Raw genomic sequence first — 18,824 nt, 5'->3', positions numbered from 1 at the left:
CTTATTCTTTTGTATGAAAACGGAAACCAGCAGCCCTACCAACAGCATGCGAACCAAACCTTTTTTTAATACCATCGATAGCCTGGTACAGCGCAGCTAATTCTTGTGTATCTTCAAACAAATTCATTTGTAAGTTTCCACGCACCAATCCCGTAAAGCGTACCCCAACCAAACGAATGCGCATGCGGCGGTTATACAATTTATTGAACAACTCCATCACCGTTTGCAACAAGCAATGATCAGCAGAAGTATAGGGTATTCTACATTGTTTGGTTTCGGTATCAAAATTAGCATACCTAATTTTCACCACCACCGTAGAAGTAAGCCACTGCTCTGTACGAAGCTGAAATGAGAGTTTTTCCACCATACCATTGATAAGCCCTTTTAACTTGAACATATCAATGGTATCCTGACTAAACGTATGTTCTGTAGCAATAGACTTTCTTTCGGTATACGGTTCAACAGGTGCATCGTCTTTGCCATTGGCTTTTTTCCATAAATCAATACCATTTTTACCAATCATTTGTTGCAGTACCTCTACAGGCATTTGTGCTAGCGTATGAATTTGTCTGATGCCAATACGCGATAATAGCTGAAAGGTAGCTGTACCAATCATGGGGATTTTCTTAATAGAAAGCGGATTTAAAAACGGTTGCACAGCTGTAATAGGAATTTCCTTTTTGCCGTTAGGCTTGGCTTCGCCCGTACCCATTTTAGCCACTGTTTTATTAACAGATAAAGCAAAAGATACAGGCAAACCTGTATGCATCATTACCTGTTGCATTAATTCACTGGTAAAACGATACGAACCAAAAAAGCGATCCATACCACTTAAATCCAAATAATGTTCGTCAATGCTTGCTTTTTCAACAATAGGTACCTTTTCTTCTAAAATTTCAGTAATGGTATGCGATATTTTAGAATAGCGTTCCATATCTCCTTTAATCACTTTAGCTTCGGGACATAAGCGCAAGGCCATTTTTACAGGCATGGCAGAGCGCACCCCAAAAAAACGCGCTTCATAACTGCAAGAAGCCACAACGCCACGATCGCCTCCACCAATAATAACAGGTACTTTTTTTAGCTTATCGTTAAGCAACCGCTCACACGATACAAAAAAAGTATCCATATCCATGTGTACAATTGTTCGTTCCATTTCACACCGTTTTACATCAAACAAAATTAGTACAGTATGTATCAAAATTTCATATATTTGTTGCTAAAAATAATAGCAATGTCCTTTCTATCCGAAAATATCCGCTACCTACGCAACCAGTTAGGTCAATCGCAACAAAAAGTAGCCGACAGTTTGTTGATTACGCGTGGGCGTTATGCTAAGTATGAAGATGGTATCTCAGAACCCCCTCTAGAATTGCTTATCAAGATATCGCGTTACTACTATGTAAGCATTGATTTATTAGTATCGGTTGATTTAAAAAACATTCCTTTAAAAGAGTTAATGGAGCTTCCAGACAATCGCATTTTATTGCCTATTAAAGTAGATGTATTTGGAGAACCCAAAATAGAAATCATTCCTCACAAAGCATCTATGGGGTATTTAGGAGGTTATAGCGATCCTGAATACATAGAAGGACTTCAAACCCTGTCCCTTCCCTTTTTAGGAGTAGGTAAATACCGTGCTTTTCCCGCAGAAGGCGACAGCATGCCCCCACATAAAAACGGATCGTATATTATTGGTAAGTATATAGACCATTTAAACCAATTAAAAGAAGGCAAAACCTATGTGTTTATCACCAGAAATGAAGGCATTACCTACAAAAGACTGCAACATATTCAAGAAGATGCTTTGCAAGTACAAGCAGACAATGAACGATACCCTCCCTATGCCATAGCCTTAACCGATGTTATGGAGCTCTGGGAATATGCTTGCAGTATTGCCACGGAAGAGTTTAATACAAGTGATTTTCACATAGACCATCAAGCAGTTATAAGCATGTTTCATGAACTGAAAACCGACCTACAACAATTAAAAAAAGAGCGAAATGCATACTGAACCAGCAACTGTTATACAAACGCTTCCTAATACCGCAGGTGTTTACTATTTCTATGAAGTGTAAAAAATTACGATTATTTCAACGATTTTACTTTCGAAATCAAACAAATGACGTTGTTTTTTAGAAATTTAATTTTCTTTACAAACAGAAAAAACCTTCGGGGTGAAAGGCATAAAATTTTGCGTTTTTATCTAAGGTTTTTATGTCTAAACCGGTAAATAAACTAAAAGCAGGTAGTATTAAAACGTTATTGTGTAAGGCAAAACAAGGGTAACTTTTTCTGCTGTTTTTTAAAAGATGCACTTGCACACCAGGATGAATATGTCCGGATATGGTTGGATGTTCATTTTCTGAAGTAGGTTCGTGTACAAAAAAAACACCATCAAACAACCAGCTTTCTTCAATTCGATGTACTCCTAAATCATGCAGAAAGGTATTGGATAAACGGTCGTGATTTCCTTTGATCAAAACAATGCGTACATGTGCATGTTGTTCACAAAATTGTTTCCACGCTATTACTTCATTGTTGTTTTTAGCGTGAATCATATCGCCAACAATGACCAATTGTTGCACTTTATAATGTTCAATCAATGCGCTTAAACGTTGGATATCGTGTGTATGGGTGTAGGATGGAATTGCAAATCCGTTTTTACGTAAATGAGCCGTTTTTCCTAAATGAAGATCGGAAAGAATAAGCGTTTGATGTTTGGGCCAAAACATACTGCGTTGGTTGTTGAGTATAAAAGTATGCGAGCCAAATTGTACTTCATGCGCTACAATATTCATTTTTTTAAGTTCCTTTTTTTATTGTTACGTTCAATCATACGCTCTATTCTTGTTGATAAATCTTCACTCGAAAGCGATTGTCTTAAACTATCTACTTTTATAGGAAAACTCAACGGAGTGTATTGATTTGCAAAGATATAAACTATTTTGCTTTTTTCAATTCGCGCGAAAGCTTCTTGCAAACGAACCTCTTCTAGTTGTTGATTAAAAACTTCAGCATACGCTTGGCGTACCAATAAATGATCGGGTTCATGTTCTTCTAAAACTTTAAAAATAATACTCGATGACGCTTGTAACGATTTGTTATTGCGCTGTGCACCTGGAAAAGTTTGAATAACTAAACCTGAAATAACCGCTATGTCTCTAAACTTATGTAATGCCATTTCGGCGGCGTTGATGCTATTTGCTACATCACTCATTAAGTTATCGCGCTTTAAAACGATGCGCAATTGTTCTTCGGTTAACGGAATTTCTTTATCTGAAAACAATTCAAATCCGTAATCGTTCATTGCGATGGTAAAACTTATTGGATACAATAAACTAATTCGATACGCAATTAATGTTGCCATAACTTCGTGTACCAATCTGCCTTCAAAAGGATACATAAACAAATGATGTCCTTCGCGCGTGTGAATATTTTCTATTAAAAACTCGTCTTCTTTTGGAATGTGTGAATGTTCTAATTGTTTATCGAATAAAGGAAAAAGAAAACGGAGTTCTTTCTCTGATTTTTTTGCCTCGGTATTTAATGCTAATTTTTCTCTTATAAAATGGGATAAATGGGAACTTAAAGGCAATCGACCTCCTAGCCAACTTGGTGTAATAGCACGACCTGAACTGTTTTTTACATATACCGTAAGTTCTTTCATTCGGATGTATTCCAGCACACGACCTGCCAAAATAAATTTATCGCCAGCTTTTAACTTTGTTACAAAATATTCTTCAACCATACCAATATATCCGCCCGATAAATATTTTACTCGCAACATGGCATCACTAACAATAGCACCAATATTTAAACGATGTAACATACCAATGCGTCTGTTGGTTACAACATACAATCCTTCATCATTAACCGTTACGCGATGAAATTCTTCGTAATTTTCGCCTAACTTCCCACCTTTCGTAATAAAAGCCAAACACCATTTCCAATCGTCTTCGGTTAAAAACTGAAAAGCGTGTGTTTGTTGAATAATTGGTGCTATGTCATCGGGTTTAAAACCACCACCTAAAGCCAAGGTGACTAAAAATTGCACCAAAACATCAATGGTCATTACCATGGGTTCACGGTTTTCAATTACTTTGTTTTTGTATGCTTCTTTTAAAGCGGCAACTTCAATTAATTCTAACGTATGTGTAGGTACAAAATAAATTTTAGACGTTTCGTAAGGCGAATGCCCCGACCTTCCTGCACGTTGTAAAAAACGGGCAATTCCTTTACTTGATCCTATTTGAATCACCGTATCTACGGGTTTAAAATCAACACCTAAATCTAATGATGAGGTGCAAACAACGGCCTTTAACTGCCCGTCGCTTAAAGCTTCCTCAATCCACTGGCGCAAAGCAAAATCAATGGATCCGTGGTGTAACGCTAACTGACCTGCAAAATCGGGATAAGCGTTTAATAATAATTGATACCACATTTCGCTTTGGTTGCGCGTATTGGTAAAAATTAAGGTCGATTTACTTTCTAAAATAAGTGGAATTACTTTGTCTACTAACTTCGCGCCTAAATGTCCTGCCCAAGGTAATACCTCAACCTCATCAGGATAAACAGGAATGATATCAATTATTTTTTTCTCTTTTGATGTTACTTTGGTTCTGTTACTCGTATGCGGTAATAATACGTCTATTGCCTGATCGATATTGCCAATGGTAGCGGTAACGCCCCAAATGCGTAGGTCTTTTTTTAGATAGTGTAAATAGGCCAATGCAAGCTCTATCATTATGCCGCGTTTGTTTCCTAACAATTCATGCCATTCATCTACAGCTACACAATGCAAATTTTTAAAGAATTGATCTCTGCTTTTTTGCGCCATTAAAAGGTGTAAACTTTCGGGGGTTACAATTAATATATCGGGCATTTGTTTGGTTTGTCGGGCTTTTTGCTTTGGGTCGGTATCGCCGTTACGCACTTCAACTGTCCAATCTAAACCAATGTCATCCATAGCTTCTTGCATGGCGCGCGCTAAATCTTTCGCAAGCGAACGAATCGGGGTAATCCAAATGAGTTTCAATCCTTTTTTACTTTTTTCAGGATGATTCATAAAATCAATTAAAACAGCTAAAAACACCGCATACGTTTTACCAAAGCCGGTGGGTGCAACAACCATTCCACTGTGCCCTTTACTGTACGCTTGCCATGTTTTTAACTGAAAATCAAAGGGCGCTCTGTTATCTAAAGCCAACCAATTGCTGATCATTTGAAAACCAATACTTTCCTGAAAACGACTCATAAATTGCTACGTAATTAATTGTTTCACTTGTTCAATTGTATCAATATCTGCAACTGTTTTGTCTTTACGCCAACGCAATATTCTAGGAAAACGCAACGCAACGCCCGACTTATGCCGATTGCTAAAACCAATACCTTCAAAAGCAATCTCAAAAACCAATTCTGGTTTTACGGTACGTACAGGTCCGAATTTTTCAATTGCATTTTTATTTACAAACTTGCTTACTTCTTGTATTTCAACGTCTGTTAAGCCCGAATACGCCTTGGCAATGGTTACCAATTTATCCTCGCTTTTTACTGCAAATGTATAATCGGTATAATAGCCACTTCTGCGTCCGCTACCTTTTTGAGCGTATATTAAAACGGCATCAATGGTTAATGGATCTATTTTCCATTTCCACCAATCGCCTCTTTTTCTACCGGTATGGTAGGGCGAATCTAAATTTTTAAGCATTAAACCTTCGCTATTTATCACGCGTGCATTTTGGCGCAAATTATCTAAACCTTGCCAAGATGTTGTGTGTATGATTTCTGATAAATACACATGTTTGGTTACGAAAGGTGAAAAATGAGTTTCAAGCACATTTCTTCGTTCTTTTAAAGGATGCAAGCGAATGTCTTTTCCTTGCCATTCTAACACATCGTATACATAAACAGCTACCGGAAGCTCCTCAAGCATTTTCTTTGGAATTGTTTTTCGGTTCAATCGCTTTTGCAATTCTGAAAAATTGAAAACTTCGTTATCTTTTACCACCAAGAGTTCACCATCTATAACAAAATCATATGGAATTGCGATTAGCGCCTGTACCATCTCAGGAAATTGATCGTTTACTAATTCTTCACCGCGCGACCAGATGAAAATTTCATCCTCACGTTTAATCAATTGCGCGCGAATACCATCCCATTTGTATTCAATTTGCCAATCGGCTCTATCACCTAAATCTTCTAAATTTTTATCTAATGCATAAGCCAAACAGAAAGGGTACGGCTGACTTTTGTTCACTTCTGTGAATTGGCCCGTAACCAAGCCATCAAAATCAACCTCATTCATTTTCCAATCGCCCATAATGGCGTGTGTTACCGCTGTAGCTTCTATTTTGTAGAATTTAGCTAAGGCATTGACTAACGTTTTAGACGAAACGCCCACGCGAAAACTACCACCCAATAGTTTGTTGAAAATAAAGCGTTCGGTGGTGTTTAATTGTTTCCAACTAGCTAAAACATAGGTTTTCTTTACTTCGTCTGATTGGTCTTTTAACACAATAATTTCTTCCATCCATTGTGCTAATGATTTCTCTGATGATGCTTCAGAGTTGGGTAACAACAGCGCAATGGTTTCACCCAAATCGCCCACAGCGGCATAACTTTCTACAAACAACCAATCGGGTAATTGGGTTACTTCTAGGACCCATTGCTTTAACAACGCAGTTGTTACGGCACGTTTCGGTCGTTTACCTGTAAACAAGGCTAAAAACCAAAGTTTATCGTCGTGCGAAGCTTCTTTTAAAAACTGTTCAATCGCAACTAGTTTCTGTGTGGTTTTGTTGGTGCTGTCGAGATTTTGAATTAATGTTGCAAACTCTTTCATACGCTTTCAGGTATTTCTTCATCTTCTTCGTTTCCAAAGGCGGTATGTAATTCAACAGCTTCAATTCCTAGTTCGGTTAAATATTTGGCAAAAACAGCAGTTTGTCCGTGCGTAACATAAACTTTTTGAGCCTGTGTTTCTTTAATAGCCGTTACCAATCCATTCCAATCGGCATGGTCGCTAATCGCAAAACCAGCATCGGCACTGCGCCAACGTCGTGCACCACGTACTTGCATCCATCCAGAACAAATGGCATACACCATATTTGGAATTTTTTTTAATGCTTTCGATTCTACCAAAGCGGGTGGCACAATAACTGCCGATTGATCTACATGTGCTACACTTTCTCTAAAATCTAAAGAAGTATAATTAGGAAGTTGTACACCAACTTTTTCGTAAGCTTCATTTAATTTGGTAATGGAATAATGCGTATAAATAGGCGCAATTTCATTAAGCGCTTTTATGATACGTTGCGCTTTTCCTAACGAATACCCCACAAATACTGATGTTTTGCCTTGCGCTTGATTATGAAGTACCCAATTTTGCATTGCCTGATTTTGTTGTGCAATACTGTCCCAATTGTAAATAGGCAAGCCAAATGTGCTTTCTGTAACAAATTCATGACATTTAATGGGTTCAAAAGGTGTAGAGATGCCATCATCTTGCACTTTATAATCCCCAGAAACAACTACAACTTTTCCTTTGTATTCTAATCGTATTTGAGCCGAACCTATAATATGTCCCGCCGGATGAAAAGATACTTTTACTCCGTTTATTGTTATCGTTTCATTATAACCGATACCTTTCACATGAATATCCTTTCCAATACGCGAATGTAAAATAGGAACGGTGAAATGATGACATAAATAAGACTTCATTCCCCAGCGCGCATGATCGGCATGCCCATGCGTAATTAAGGCTTTATCTACAGGTTTCCATGGATCAATATAAAAATCGCCCGGAACACAGTAAATACCTTTATCATTAAAATGTAAAATCTTCATATCGAAACAGCTAACCTATATAAATTTAAACAATTTAATTTAAATGCTGTATTAAAATTTAATTTTCAAACGACAACTTATGACAGATGCATTTTATACTTTTAAAGTATAAAATTAAAACGTTAAATAAATGTTTTTGTTTAACGTAGTGATTTTTGAAGGTATTAATTTTGTTTAAAATTCAGATAGACAATATTTTGGAGAGAATAGAGGAAAAGTTGATGATTTTGGCAGATGCTGCTAAATACGATGTAAGTTGTAGTTCTAGCGGTAGTAAGCGAAAAAATGTGGGAGGTATTGGCGATGCATCTTCTTCTGGAATTTGTCATACCTATACAGAAGACGGTAGATGTGTATCGTTATTAAAAATTCTTTTAACCAACCATTGTATTTATGATTGCGCCTTTTGTGTGAGTCGTAGAAGTAACGATGTAAAACGTGCTGCATTTACGGTTGATGAGGTGGTAGATTTAACCATGAATTTTTACCGTAGGAATTATATTGAGGGCTTGTTTTTAAGTTCGGGTATTTTTAAAAGTGCCGATTTTACCATGGAACGCTTGTTACGCATTGTAAAAAAATTGCGTTTAGAACATCGCTACAATGGATATATTCATTTAAAAACCATACCGGGAGCTAGTGAAGAATTAATTACCGAAGCAGGTTTGTATGTAGACCGTATGAGTATTAATTTAGAAATGCCTACATCCAAAGGTTTAAAATTGGTTGCGCCTGAAAAAGATCACGATTCTGTGCGTAAACCACTGGCTTTTGTCGACACCAAAATTCAAACGTTTCAAAGCGAAAAAAAACTCATCAAACATACGCCCACTTTTGTACCTGCTGGGCAAAGTACTCAAATGGTAATCGGGGCAACACCTGAGAATGATTTTGAGGTAATGTCGGTTGCCAATGAGTTTTACAAAAGTTATAATCTAAAACGCGTGTATTACAGTGGGTACATTCCAATAAACAACGACAATAAAAACTTACCACAAATAGGAACACGACCACCTTTGATTCGTGAAAACCGATTATATCAAACCGATTGGTTGTTGCGCTTTTATAAATTTGATTTAAGCGAGATTTTAAACCCTGAATTTCAGGAATTAGATTTAGATATCGACCCGAAATTAAGTTGGGCACTTCGCAATTTGTATCAATTTCCAGTTGATGTTAACAAAGCAAGTTATGAAATGTTGATTCGAATTCCAGGGGTTGGTCGTCAATCGGCTATGAAAATGATTCAAGCCCGGAAGTTTGGTTTGTTGCGTGAATATCAAATTAAAAAAATGGGAATCGCTTTTAATCGCGTAAAACATTTTATGATTTGTGCCGATACCAAAGTGTTGCCTGGCTTTCAGTATGCGCCGCAGTTAAAACAAAATATTTTACAATTGGGATCGAGTAAATATAAAAGTGCGATTCCTGAAAATCAACTAAGTTTGTTCTAATGATTTATATTTTTGATGGAAGTTATAAGGGGTTTTTATGTTGTATTTTCGAGGCTTTCGAAATGAAAGAATGGGATGCAGTTCCAATTCCTGAGAAATTACATCAACCCAATATGTTTGTGCCTGAACGATCAATATTTAGCGATGTTGATAAAGCCGAGCGCATACAAACCGCATTAAAAGAAAAATTCGGCGCGCGTACATCATCCGATTTTTACCGTGCTTTTTTATCTGAAGATGTGGATGCTATGAAAGCTGTTTTTTATATCGCAATAGCTCTTTTTAAAGGGCAAACCAATATGTTACAAAATTTTGGAGATGCAGCGGTTTTGTATTACCATCAAACCTTAAAAAAAGTGAGTAGAGAGCGCCATCGAATGAAAGCTTTCATACGTTTTAGTAAAACCAACGATGGCTTATTTTACGCAATTGTTGAACCCGATTTTAATGTATTGCCTTTAATCTTAAAGTTTTTTAAAGATCGATACGCCGACCAAAATTGGATGATTTATGATGCCAAACGCAAATACGGCTTTTATTACAATCAACATCAAATTTCAGAAATTACATTAGATGCTTCTGAACAAAAAGAATTAAGTACTACAAGTTTGAGTATTGCTCTAGACGAACGCGACGAACTGTTTCAAAATCTATGGAAACGCTATTTTAAAAGTACTAATATTGAAGCGCGCAAAAACATGAAACTTCACTTACAACATGTACCGAAGAGATATTGGAAGTACTTGGTTGAAAAACAATAAAAAATCCCCAATTGGGGATTTTTATAAAACTCAATAATTTTGTTGTTTGTCAAAACAATTTTTTTCTTCATTAATGTGATAGGTAAAATTTGTACAGACAATGATATCGTTCGTGTCAAAATGTTTTACAATACCATTCTTTTCTAAAACTACAACCCAACACGAATTTTGATGCATTCCATAATCAATTATAAATATGCAATGCCCTTTTCCTAAAGGTGTATCAACATATATTGAAGGTGACAATTGTAAAATCATAATAAAATCATTTAAATTAATACCATTACCACATGAAATAGTACATCATGAAATATTAGATAGGGACTTTCCTGCTTTCTTCACGTTCCCATACACGATGTTTTTTCATAACATTTACCATATTAGCCCCCCAATTTTTATCTTCAACTTCTAATACAACACCTTTATCTTTTTCTACAAAAGATTTTTCTAACAATACTTCTGTACCATTTGCAAAAGCTAATGCCTTACAATGACGAAATGCTTCATTAATGAAAGCAAAATAATCTGGATTGTTTTGTAAAGCTGCTTCAGCACCAGCTGGTGTGTATACTGCATCGTAACAAACAGAGGCCTCTGTGTCGTATGTGTGTTGTATTTCTTCTGTATTACCTTCGTTAAATTTAAAAGTACCCACGTTAGGCGCAATCAATACAGCCTCAGCTCCTTCATCTTCTAAAGTTTTTTTTAAAGCATCTACGCTTGCTTTCGTTGTTCCTTTTTCTAATAAAAAAGCAACTTTACGCGTTGCTATAGTACCCTCACCATCTTTAACAACCATTGACAAAGCCACCGACTTGTCTAATTCCATTTTTTTAGGTTGAATAGGATAATCCGGATGATTTTGTCTTGCAAATTTCAGCGTTAACGCATCTAATTCTTTTGCAGGTGTTATATTTAAATTTTCTCCTACCTTTTTAGCCAAATCATTATTAATCTGATTCAAAATAGCTACTTGTCTTTCGCGAATTTTCGGATCATTTACTTTACTTAATTCAAATGAAAGTGCATTGATAATATGCTGTTGCTCATGTGGTGCTTGAGATTGAAAGAACAAGCGCGCCTGCGAAAAATGATCGGCAAACGAAGAACTTCTCTCGCGAACCTTTTTAGCATCAATAGGTTCTTGGTGTGATTGAAATCCGGTTTCTCCTTTCAACATCGCATGATACGGACAGCCTGAAGCTTTGCTATTTGGAAAATAACTTACATCTCCTTTTAAAATATCTTGTCTTCCGAAACCATCTTTCTGATTATTGGATTTTTGATTTATAGCGCGATTTATGGGCAACTCATGGAAATTAGGTCCACCTAAACGGTAGTTTTGTGTATCCATATAGGAAAAAATGCGACCCTGTAATAAGGGATCGTTAGAAAAATCAATTCCAGGAACCAAGCGACCAGGATCAAATGCTGCTTGTTCTGTTTCTGCGAAGAAATTTTCTGGATTTCTATTCAACGTCATAGTACCAACAATCTGTACAGGTATTAATTCTTCTGGAACCAATTTTGTAGGATCTAATATATCAAACGAGTATTTTTCCTCATCTTCTTCAGGAATTAACTGAACACCTAAATCCCACTGTGGGTAATTTCCTTTATCTATAGCTTCCCACAAATCTTGTCTGTGAAAATCAGAGTTATAGCCTGATATTTTCTGTGCTTCTTGCCATGCTACGCCATGTACTCCTAGTTTTGGTTTCCAGTGAAATTTCACAAAAGTTCCTTTACCCTCTTTGTTGACTAATTTAAAAGTATGTACACCAAAACCTTCCATCATACGCAAACTTCTAGGAATTGCACGATCAGACATTGCCCACATAATCATATGCGCCGATTCGGGCATCAGCGAAATAAAATCCCAGAAAGTATCATGTGCCGATGCAGCTTGAGGCATTTCATTATGGGGCTCTGGTTTCACTGAATGTACTAAATCTGGAAAATTCATAGCATCTTGAATGAAAAATACAGGAATATTGTTTCCAACCAAATCATAATTTCCTTCTTCCGTATAAAACTTTACGCTGAATCCACGAACATCTCTAGCCAAATCTGTTGAACCTTTGAATCCCGCCACAGTTGAAAACCTAACGAATACAGGGGTTTGAACACCTTTCTGTAAAAAATGCGCTGTAGTATATTTCGACAAATCATCGCTCATTTCAAAAACACCATGCGCACCACTACCCCTTGCATGAACAACTCGTTCTGGTATACGTTCACGATCAAAATGCATTAATTTGTCAAAATAAACATGATCTTGTTGCAATGAAGGACCACGATTACCTGCTTTTAAGGTGTTATTGTTATCATATACTGGAACTCCATCATTAGTAGTTAATACCTTATTTGTATTATCGACTAAATGTTGATTGATTTGATCAATTTTTGAATTGTTATTAGTTTTCATTTTCATAGCAAATTTTATTTTCAAGGTTTGACTTTTTAGGATTTTTTTTATCCATAGGGTTATAATATATTTAAAGCATACTCTGCCAAGTGCGTTTTTAAGGCCACTATTATTTATAAGTTATAATTATTGATTTTAAGATGTACGCTAATGCTAAAGATTATTTATCTTGCTTTGTCCAAACCATTCTGTTTAAATCATAACCAGCTTCTGTTGCTTTTGCTAAAAATTTCTGTTTTACGGTTTCTGAAATTGTTTTCTTACGTGAAAGGATCCAAATATAATCGGTCGTGTCACCAAAAACTAATGCAGTTTCATAATCAGGTTCCATCATTACCACATGATAACCTGAATAAAAGGGGCCAAAAAAAGATACTTGCAACGAACCTTGGTCTTTTAAGGACGTAAATTTTGCTTTCCCTTTAGCTTCTACCCATTTGTTTTTTATAAAATTGTATCCTTTGTTTACAACCTTAATTTTACCATCTTCTTTTAAAGTATACGTAGCTGTAACGTTGCTTAAATCTTTTTCATGTTTAAAATCAAACCGAGCAATTTCATACCATGTGCCTAAATAGCTGTTAGAATCAAAAGGTTTAACTACCTTAATTTGATCGGGAATTTTACTTGCTTTACAAGACGTAAGATAGGTTAATGAATAAAGAAAAACTGTTGTAAAAGCAATAGGTTTAATAAGTTTTTTGTAATTCATAAAAAATAAATTTAAGGTTAATTAAAGACTTATTATGTTATGTAGGGAAGTATTAAATTACAAAAAAATATTGAAAAATTTGCATGTCTATAAAATAAATGGAATAATTAATCGTTAAATGCATTTTTATTTGTGTTGTAAATATGAGATGAACTTAAAAGAGTTGCATATATCGATTCTTTTTTAGGATATTCAGTTGCAATATATTTTGATAAATAACTTTGTATACAATTTTTAGCTACAATTTCATCTATGTATAGTTCTGTTTTTCTCCAATGACAATTTATTTTTATCTAAAATTCACATCGTAAATTCAAATTTAAGCAATTCCAACTTCATGGCACATAGTACATCTTTTACAATTTTCGAATAATATATCTAACAATTTTGTTGTATGCTTTTTTAGTGCAACCATTCCATTTTCAGCAATATTTTTTTAATTTTTTTATAAATCAAGAGCACCCTCTCTACCAATGTCAAGGTTTTTACCAGTTATGGCACTAGATGCCACTTTGAAAAAAGTCACCAATTTATTGGTTTTATTATCCCAATAATGTGCATCCTTAATTTCAATTTTCAAAATACGTATATTTGGATCATCTATACCTTTCTCAAACCAAGCCTCTACAAACTTGTTCCAATATCTTTTAATGCGCTCTATATCGTCAGAAATTTCTGCGTTTCCGTTAACACTTAAAAATGTATAATTGCCAATATCTGCAAATTGAATGCTAACTTTATTATCATCTTTGATATTTTTATACGTTTGGCTATCCTTAGAAAATAAGTACCAAATACACCCCTCCTCATCAACCTCTTGCCTACTCATTGGAACGGCATGAACATATGCTTCAGATGTAGGGTATGTACATAGCATACCTATATCTATTTTATTTATTAGCAATTGGAGCTTTTCCAATGCTTCTTTTCTTTTCAAATTTTCCTCACTCATAGCTTTTTTTTAACAGTGATATTTAATTTACATATTTTAGTTCTATATTAGAATCAAAAAGGAATTTAATCTATTTAATTAAATAATAAAAAAAGGTAATATATTGACATTTAATTATTATTTAATTAAATAGATAATTATAATTGGGCTCTTAATGGAAAGAGCCCAATACTTTCTGAAAAAATTCAGAAATATGTTTGTTTACGATTTGGGATGTGTAAAATATACTTTTAAACCATCTCTTAAATAAATTCATCACAAAACACTACCAAGACATTCCAAAAATACCCACAAAACAATTTTTACAATGCACACTTCCTTATTTTCATAGAACAAACAGTCTCATCTATGGTTTGTTACCTGTAAACAACCTGTATAATATGGCTATTACAGCCAAGACCAACAAAATGTGTATGAAACTTCCAACGGCTTCACCAAACCCAAAATAACCTATAGCCCATAAAATAATAAGGACTACTGCAATTAACCATATAATATCTTTCATATCTTTAATTTTCATTAAAGTTACACTAAAAAAAATATATTTCTCAAATATAATTTGTATATTTTTTTAATTTGATAAAATTTATATTAATAAACAATCAATTTCGTATTATCACAAAATAATCAACTATTACTTTCAATACAAGAAAGAACTAATTTATATAAATGTCAGTGTGTTAAACTGCACAAACTGCAAGCTCTCAAAGGTTAAGCTTCTTTAGTGAATAAAACTAAACCTCTAAAAAAACCATCTTAATTGGGTTAAATAACTCAATCTTAATAAACCAAAAAAGCAAGACCGTCTGTTGTATATAACACCCTATCAAGATACTAAAGATGCCCGTAGGATTTTAAAACAGTATTTTTTAAAAAACACACCTTAATACCGTTCCATTTTATACTTTTGCCGTTTAAAATTTTAAACTTAATTATCATGAAAGAATTAATTGAAAAAATAAACGAAAGTTTTGAAACATTAAAAACAGACACAGAATTACAAGTTGAAAAAGGTAACAAAGCTGCAGGAACAAGAGCACGTAAAACATCTCTTGAATTAGAAAAACTATTAAAAGAGTTTAGAAAAGCATCTTTAGAAGCTTCAAAAGCATAATTTAGTCCCTTCTTTTTGAAGGGCTTTTTTTTGAGTAAAAGGTTATGGATGATTTGATTCATTTCCAAAGCGAAGGCTTCATTAAATTATTGATCTCTAAACTCTGTTGGCGTAAACTTAGTTTGGCTTTTGAAGAAATTTGAAAAATAAGCATGATCTACAAAACCGAGTTCAAAGGCTATTTCTTTTATCGAAAGATCGGTAGATTGCAGCATACGTTTAGCTTCCAATAATACACGTTGTTGGATCAATTGTGTTGCCGATACTTTTAGATTTTTTTTGCAAAGAATGTTTAAGTAATTTGCTGATATATTAAGCTTTGAAGCGTAAAAAGCAACTAGCTTTTCGTCTTTAAAAAACTGATCAATCAACAAATTGAATTTAGCAAGCCTTGGATTTGACTGGAAAACTTTGGCATCGGTAAAAATATCTTCGGCTACTTTGCTTACAATCGCTGCGATAACAGCAGCACGCGCACTGATAATATCTTGTAAAGAATGTGCTGATTGCAGTTCGTCTTTAATGGCTTCAAATTCGTATTTCAGTAATTTAAAAACATCCTCTGTAAGCGAGATCACCGGATGATTGATGTAATTGGTAAAAGAAAAACGGAAGTAAGGCGCAAATCGTTCGAAAAAGATTTTATCAATCATTAACTGATACCCCGTGGAATCGGGTTCTATGTACCATTTGTGTACCTGATCGGGAAATAAAACATGAATCTGCCTATCCTTGATGGGATAATCTTGAAAATCTATAGAATGTGTACCCTTAGCATGATCAAATAAAATGATGATAAAGAAATCATGTTTATGCGGTTTTTCTATATGTTTTTCGCCAAGTAGTTCATTGTAGACGACTTCTTTTCGACCTGCGGTTTGTTCTTTCCGAAACTCTTGAATACCAATAACAGGCACATACTTTTGTTCTTGATTTTCATTCATAACCTCAACTTATTTACTTGCTTTTGGGGATTATGGGGAAATTATAAAAAAAAGAATTGACAAGGAAATCTATCTTGCCAATTCTTTTTTAACGATGTCACAAAATCACAATTACTTATCTTTTAAAAAGTAATTATTTTGTAGGTTCTTTGTGATTTGTTGGCGTGTGAATGATATCAAAATACTTCGCTTTATTCTCCACATCTGGATAAATTCTATACGTAAATTCTTGTGTTGTTAACACCGTAATATCTACGACACGTGTAAATAATGTCTCTCCAGCATTGTTTTTTGCGACAATAGTACGTGTTTTTCCATCGGCAGAAACAGTCCAGTCACCTTGCATTTTAGGAGAATCATCTAAATTAAACATGGTAAAACTTCCGTTTGTTTTGAAATAAGCAAAACCAACAAAATTACTTACACCTGCATTGTTTAAAGCTACTTTTTCACCCGCTTCATTTTTAGCGCTGGTTGTTTCCCAAGCTGTGCTTGATAAAATCTGACTTGGCGTTAAAACTGTTTGCGTAATGTTTTCGTCCTTGTCATCACAACTAATAATAGAGGTTGTACTAACAGCCATGGCTAAGACGAATACGATTTTTTTAATTACTGTCATATGGATTGAATTTTTGTTTGAGCAAATTTCGATATTAACCTGTTGTTATATTTGCTCATTTTATCCTGATGCTTGAATAATTTATCTTTAAAACACTACGTTACCGTTGTGAATTAACGATGTCACGGGCGAAATACGCGAAACTGCTTCGGCAGAACAACTGGCATTCACAAAAACCATATCGGCTGCATCGCCCACCTTAGGCCACTGTTGATTGCCTTGGTCGTCTAAAGGTGTTTTATAACGTGTGGCAAAGCCTAAAGCTCTTGACAAATGATATTCTGTTCCGTAGCCGTACAGTTCAGCTATTAAATTGGCTTTTTGTAGCATATTTCCCGATCCAAACGTATTCCAATGATCTTGAATATTATCGTTTCCTATCAAAACTTCTACACCGTGTTTTCTAAGAATTGGGATCGGCATGATGATATCGCCAAAAGGTACCGACGATACAATACCAACACCTGCTTCAGCCAAACGAGCCGCCATTTTTTCCGCTTCAACAGTGCTTAGTCGGCTCAATGCAAAGGCATGACTCATAAAGGCTTTGCCGCGCAATTGCGGATTTTCTAAGGTACGATCGATTAAAAACTCGATGGTTTTAACGCCGCTTTCGCCCATTTCGTGCAAATGTACATCGATCCCTTTATTATTATCTAGGGCTAATTGTACGATAGCACCCATGGCTTTGTCGATAGATCCGTCTAGCGAATAAGGGTCCACACCACCAATAAAACTTACGGAATCTATTTGTGCGACGTCTTTCATCAACGGAAGCGTGTCGGTATAAAACAGTCCATGTTGCGGGAAAGCAACCAACTCGGCATTGGCAGTAGCTTTTTTGTTGTTCAGCGCTTTCTCCAGATTTTTCAATGAATTTAGACCAGAAGTAGGATCAACGTTAAAGTGCGAACGGATAAAATCAGTACCGTAGCCTTGCAACATATCGATCATTTTTTCGGTTCGCTCGATAGAAGTCTCCAACCAAACCGGAATCATCTGTTGCTCGTAAGCAATCATGTCTTTTACTGTTTTTCTTTTTTCAGAAACAGCCTGCCAAGGTAATCCAAACAACATCTTGTCCAGATGTGCGTGCATATCTTTAAAGGCAGGCAACATCAAATGTCCTTTGGCATCGATAGCTTGTGCATTAGGGTTGTTTGGTTGAATGCTTTTTATTTTACCGTTTTCTACATCAACGCAAAACAGTTCGGTTTTTGTTTTTACAACGTCTTTGTCTTGATATGCAAAGCCCGTTTCCAACAATACATTTTTTAAACTATATGATTTATTCTCCATTATTAATTGGATAAGATTTTTACAATTTCAGTGAATCCTCTACTTTTTGCGTGTTGCAAAGGCGTAATGCCGTCGTGATCGGGAATTTGAAGATCAGCACCAGCATCTTTCAGGATTTGAATAATTTCTTGGTATTTCTTACTACCATTCCCCAAGACAATCGCTTCCATTAAGCCCGTCCATCCTAGGCGATTTACATGATCAATAGGGTAGTTTTTTGTGTTTGCCAATACACGTACTGTCTCAACATGTCCGCGCTCGCAAACAGGAATTAATGCCGTACCGTGGTAACGATTAAACACATCAAAACGGGCTCCGTTTGCTAAAAACAATCGAACTAATTCGGTTTGTCCGCTAGCGCCAGCATATAGAAAGGCACTATCAAAATTGTCTGCCTGCCAATTTACATCAGCACCATGTTTTACCAAAAGCTTTGCCATCGCTTCGTGTTTATTATTGGTAGCAATCAATACCAGGTTGCGTTTATTTCCATCCTGTGTATTCACATCAGCACCATTTTCTAAAGCTTTCTTTACGGCTTCCATATTGTTGCTGTTCACCCAGCTAATAATTTCTTTTTGCTGCATAACTATTTCTGTTTTTTCAGGATTTTCTTTTGCGTCACAAGCTGTAAACAAACTCATTGCGATTAAAAACAATGCTGCTTTCATACGTTTATTCATTTAAGAAATT

The 18,824-nt window shown here is 35.3% G+C and carries 17 protein-coding genes; 4 read left to right on the top strand and 13 right to left on the bottom strand.

Annotated elements, in window-relative coordinates:
- Nucleotide 1: 1 nt before the first annotated feature.
- The gene (gene dinB / locus H1R17_RS10255) at nucleotides 2–1,156 is read right to left on the bottom strand and encodes a DNA polymerase IV (protein WP_163431003.1); all 1,155 of its coding nucleotides are present in this window, start codon (nucleotides 1,154–1,156) and stop codon (nucleotides 2–4) included.
- A gap of 78 nt (nucleotides 1,157–1,234) precedes the next feature.
- Here dinB and H1R17_RS10250 point away from each other — a divergent pair, with 78 nt between their 5' ends.
- Complete coding sequence (locus tag H1R17_RS10250) at nucleotides 1,235–2,014, top strand: LexA family transcriptional regulator (RefSeq protein ID WP_163431002.1); 780 nt, start codon at nucleotides 1,235–1,237, stop codon at nucleotides 2,012–2,014.
- A gap of 139 nt (nucleotides 2,015–2,153) precedes the next feature.
- Here H1R17_RS10250 and pdeM read toward each other — a convergent pair whose 3' ends face one another.
- From pdeM to H1R17_RS10230, 4 genes are read right to left on the bottom strand one after another with little or no spacing between them, the layout of a single operon-like run.
- Nucleotides 2,154–2,801, bottom strand: coding sequence for a ligase-associated DNA damage response endonuclease PdeM (pdeM, locus tag H1R17_RS10245; RefSeq protein ID WP_163431001.1), 648 nt, complete (start codon nucleotides 2,799–2,801; stop codon nucleotides 2,154–2,156).
- Nucleotides 2,798–5,257 carry a ligase-associated DNA damage response DEXH box helicase gene (locus tag H1R17_RS10240; RefSeq protein WP_163431000.1) on the bottom strand — a complete coding sequence of 820 codons (2,460 nt, stop codon included), beginning with the start codon at nucleotides 5,255–5,257 and terminating at the stop codon, nucleotides 2,798–2,800. The genes pdeM and H1R17_RS10240 overlap by 4 nt, the downstream gene beginning before the upstream one ends.
- 6 nt (nucleotides 5,258–5,263) lie before the next feature.
- Nucleotides 5,264–6,844 (bottom strand): ATP-dependent DNA ligase, encoded by a 1,581-nt coding sequence (locus tag H1R17_RS10235; protein WP_163430999.1) that lies wholly within the window; start codon nucleotides 6,842–6,844, stop codon nucleotides 5,264–5,266.
- Entirely contained in the window at nucleotides 6,841–7,848 is a 1,008-nt protein-coding gene (locus H1R17_RS10230; protein WP_163430998.1) for a ligase-associated DNA damage response exonuclease, read from the bottom strand. Before H1R17_RS10230 ends, H1R17_RS10235 begins: the two co-directional genes overlap by 4 nt.
- 194 nt (nucleotides 7,849–8,042) lie before the next feature.
- On the opposite strand from H1R17_RS10230, the gene H1R17_RS10225 reads away from it, so the two are divergent.
- Entirely contained in the window at nucleotides 8,043–9,302 is a 1,260-nt protein-coding gene (locus H1R17_RS10225; protein WP_163431299.1) for a putative DNA modification/repair radical SAM protein, read from the top strand.
- Nucleotides 9,302–10,063 (top strand): TIGR03915 family putative DNA repair protein, encoded by a 762-nt coding sequence (locus H1R17_RS10220; RefSeq protein WP_163430997.1) that lies wholly within the window; start codon nucleotides 9,302–9,304, stop codon nucleotides 10,061–10,063. The genes H1R17_RS10225 and H1R17_RS10220 overlap by 1 nt, the downstream gene beginning before the upstream one ends.
- 313 nt (nucleotides 10,064–10,376) lie before the next feature.
- On the opposite strand, the gene H1R17_RS10215 is transcribed toward H1R17_RS10220, so the two are convergent.
- The 4 genes from H1R17_RS10215 to H1R17_RS10200 form a co-directional block, all read right to left on the bottom strand.
- Nucleotides 10,377–12,497: a catalase gene (locus H1R17_RS10215; RefSeq protein WP_163430996.1), complete on the bottom strand. Its 2,121-nt coding sequence runs from the start codon at nucleotides 12,495–12,497 to the stop codon at nucleotides 10,377–10,379.
- 154 nt (nucleotides 12,498–12,651) lie between these two features.
- Nucleotides 12,652–13,203: a lipocalin family protein gene (locus H1R17_RS10210; RefSeq protein WP_163430995.1), complete on the bottom strand. Its 552-nt coding sequence runs from the start codon at nucleotides 13,201–13,203 to the stop codon at nucleotides 12,652–12,654.
- 445 nt (nucleotides 13,204–13,648) lie between these two features.
- Nucleotides 13,649–14,155, bottom strand: coding sequence for a pyridoxamine 5'-phosphate oxidase family protein (locus tag H1R17_RS10205; protein WP_163430994.1), 507 nt, complete (start codon nucleotides 14,153–14,155; stop codon nucleotides 13,649–13,651).
- Between the two features lie 346 nt (nucleotides 14,156–14,501).
- On the bottom strand, nucleotides 14,502–14,660 hold the full coding sequence (locus H1R17_RS10200; RefSeq protein WP_163430993.1) for a lmo0937 family membrane protein: 159 nt from the start codon (nucleotides 14,658–14,660) through the stop codon (nucleotides 14,502–14,504).
- A 432-nt stretch (nucleotides 14,661–15,092) separates the two neighbouring features.
- On the opposite strand from H1R17_RS10200, the gene H1R17_RS10195 reads away from it, so the two are divergent.
- On the top strand, nucleotides 15,093–15,269 hold the full coding sequence (locus tag H1R17_RS10195) for a histone H1 (RefSeq protein ID WP_163430992.1): 177 nt from the start codon (nucleotides 15,093–15,095) through the stop codon (nucleotides 15,267–15,269).
- 86 nt (nucleotides 15,270–15,355) lie between these two features.
- Here the strand turns inward: H1R17_RS10195 and H1R17_RS10190 are convergent, their stop codons facing one another.
- From H1R17_RS10190 to H1R17_RS10175, 4 genes are all read right to left on the bottom strand, one after another.
- Complete coding sequence (locus H1R17_RS10190; protein ID WP_163430991.1) at nucleotides 15,356–16,213, bottom strand: AraC family transcriptional regulator; 858 nt, start codon at nucleotides 16,211–16,213, stop codon at nucleotides 15,356–15,358.
- 133 nt (nucleotides 16,214–16,346) lie between these two features.
- Nucleotides 16,347–16,832: a DUF4822 domain-containing protein gene (locus tag H1R17_RS10185; protein ID WP_163430990.1), complete on the bottom strand. Its 486-nt coding sequence runs from the start codon at nucleotides 16,830–16,832 to the stop codon at nucleotides 16,347–16,349.
- Nucleotides 16,833–16,919: 87 nt separating this feature from the next.
- The gene (locus tag H1R17_RS10180) at nucleotides 16,920–18,131 is read right to left on the bottom strand and encodes an amidohydrolase (RefSeq protein WP_163430989.1); all 1,212 of its coding nucleotides are present in this window, start codon (nucleotides 18,129–18,131) and stop codon (nucleotides 16,920–16,922) included.
- A 2-nt stretch (nucleotides 18,132–18,133) separates the two neighbouring features.
- Nucleotides 18,134–18,814: an ankyrin repeat domain-containing protein gene (locus H1R17_RS10175; protein WP_240453316.1), complete on the bottom strand. Its 681-nt coding sequence runs from the start codon at nucleotides 18,812–18,814 to the stop codon at nucleotides 18,134–18,136.
- Nucleotides 18,815–18,824 lie beyond the last annotated feature (10 nt).

The sequence above is a fragment of the Flavobacterium sp. xlx-214 genome, from assembly GCF_013874595.1.
Lineage (GTDB): Bacteria > Bacteroidota > Bacteroidia > Flavobacteriales > Flavobacteriaceae > Flavobacterium.
The sequence above is the reverse complement of the archived record's forward strand: the minus strand, read 5'-3'. Positions and strand labels throughout refer to the sequence as shown.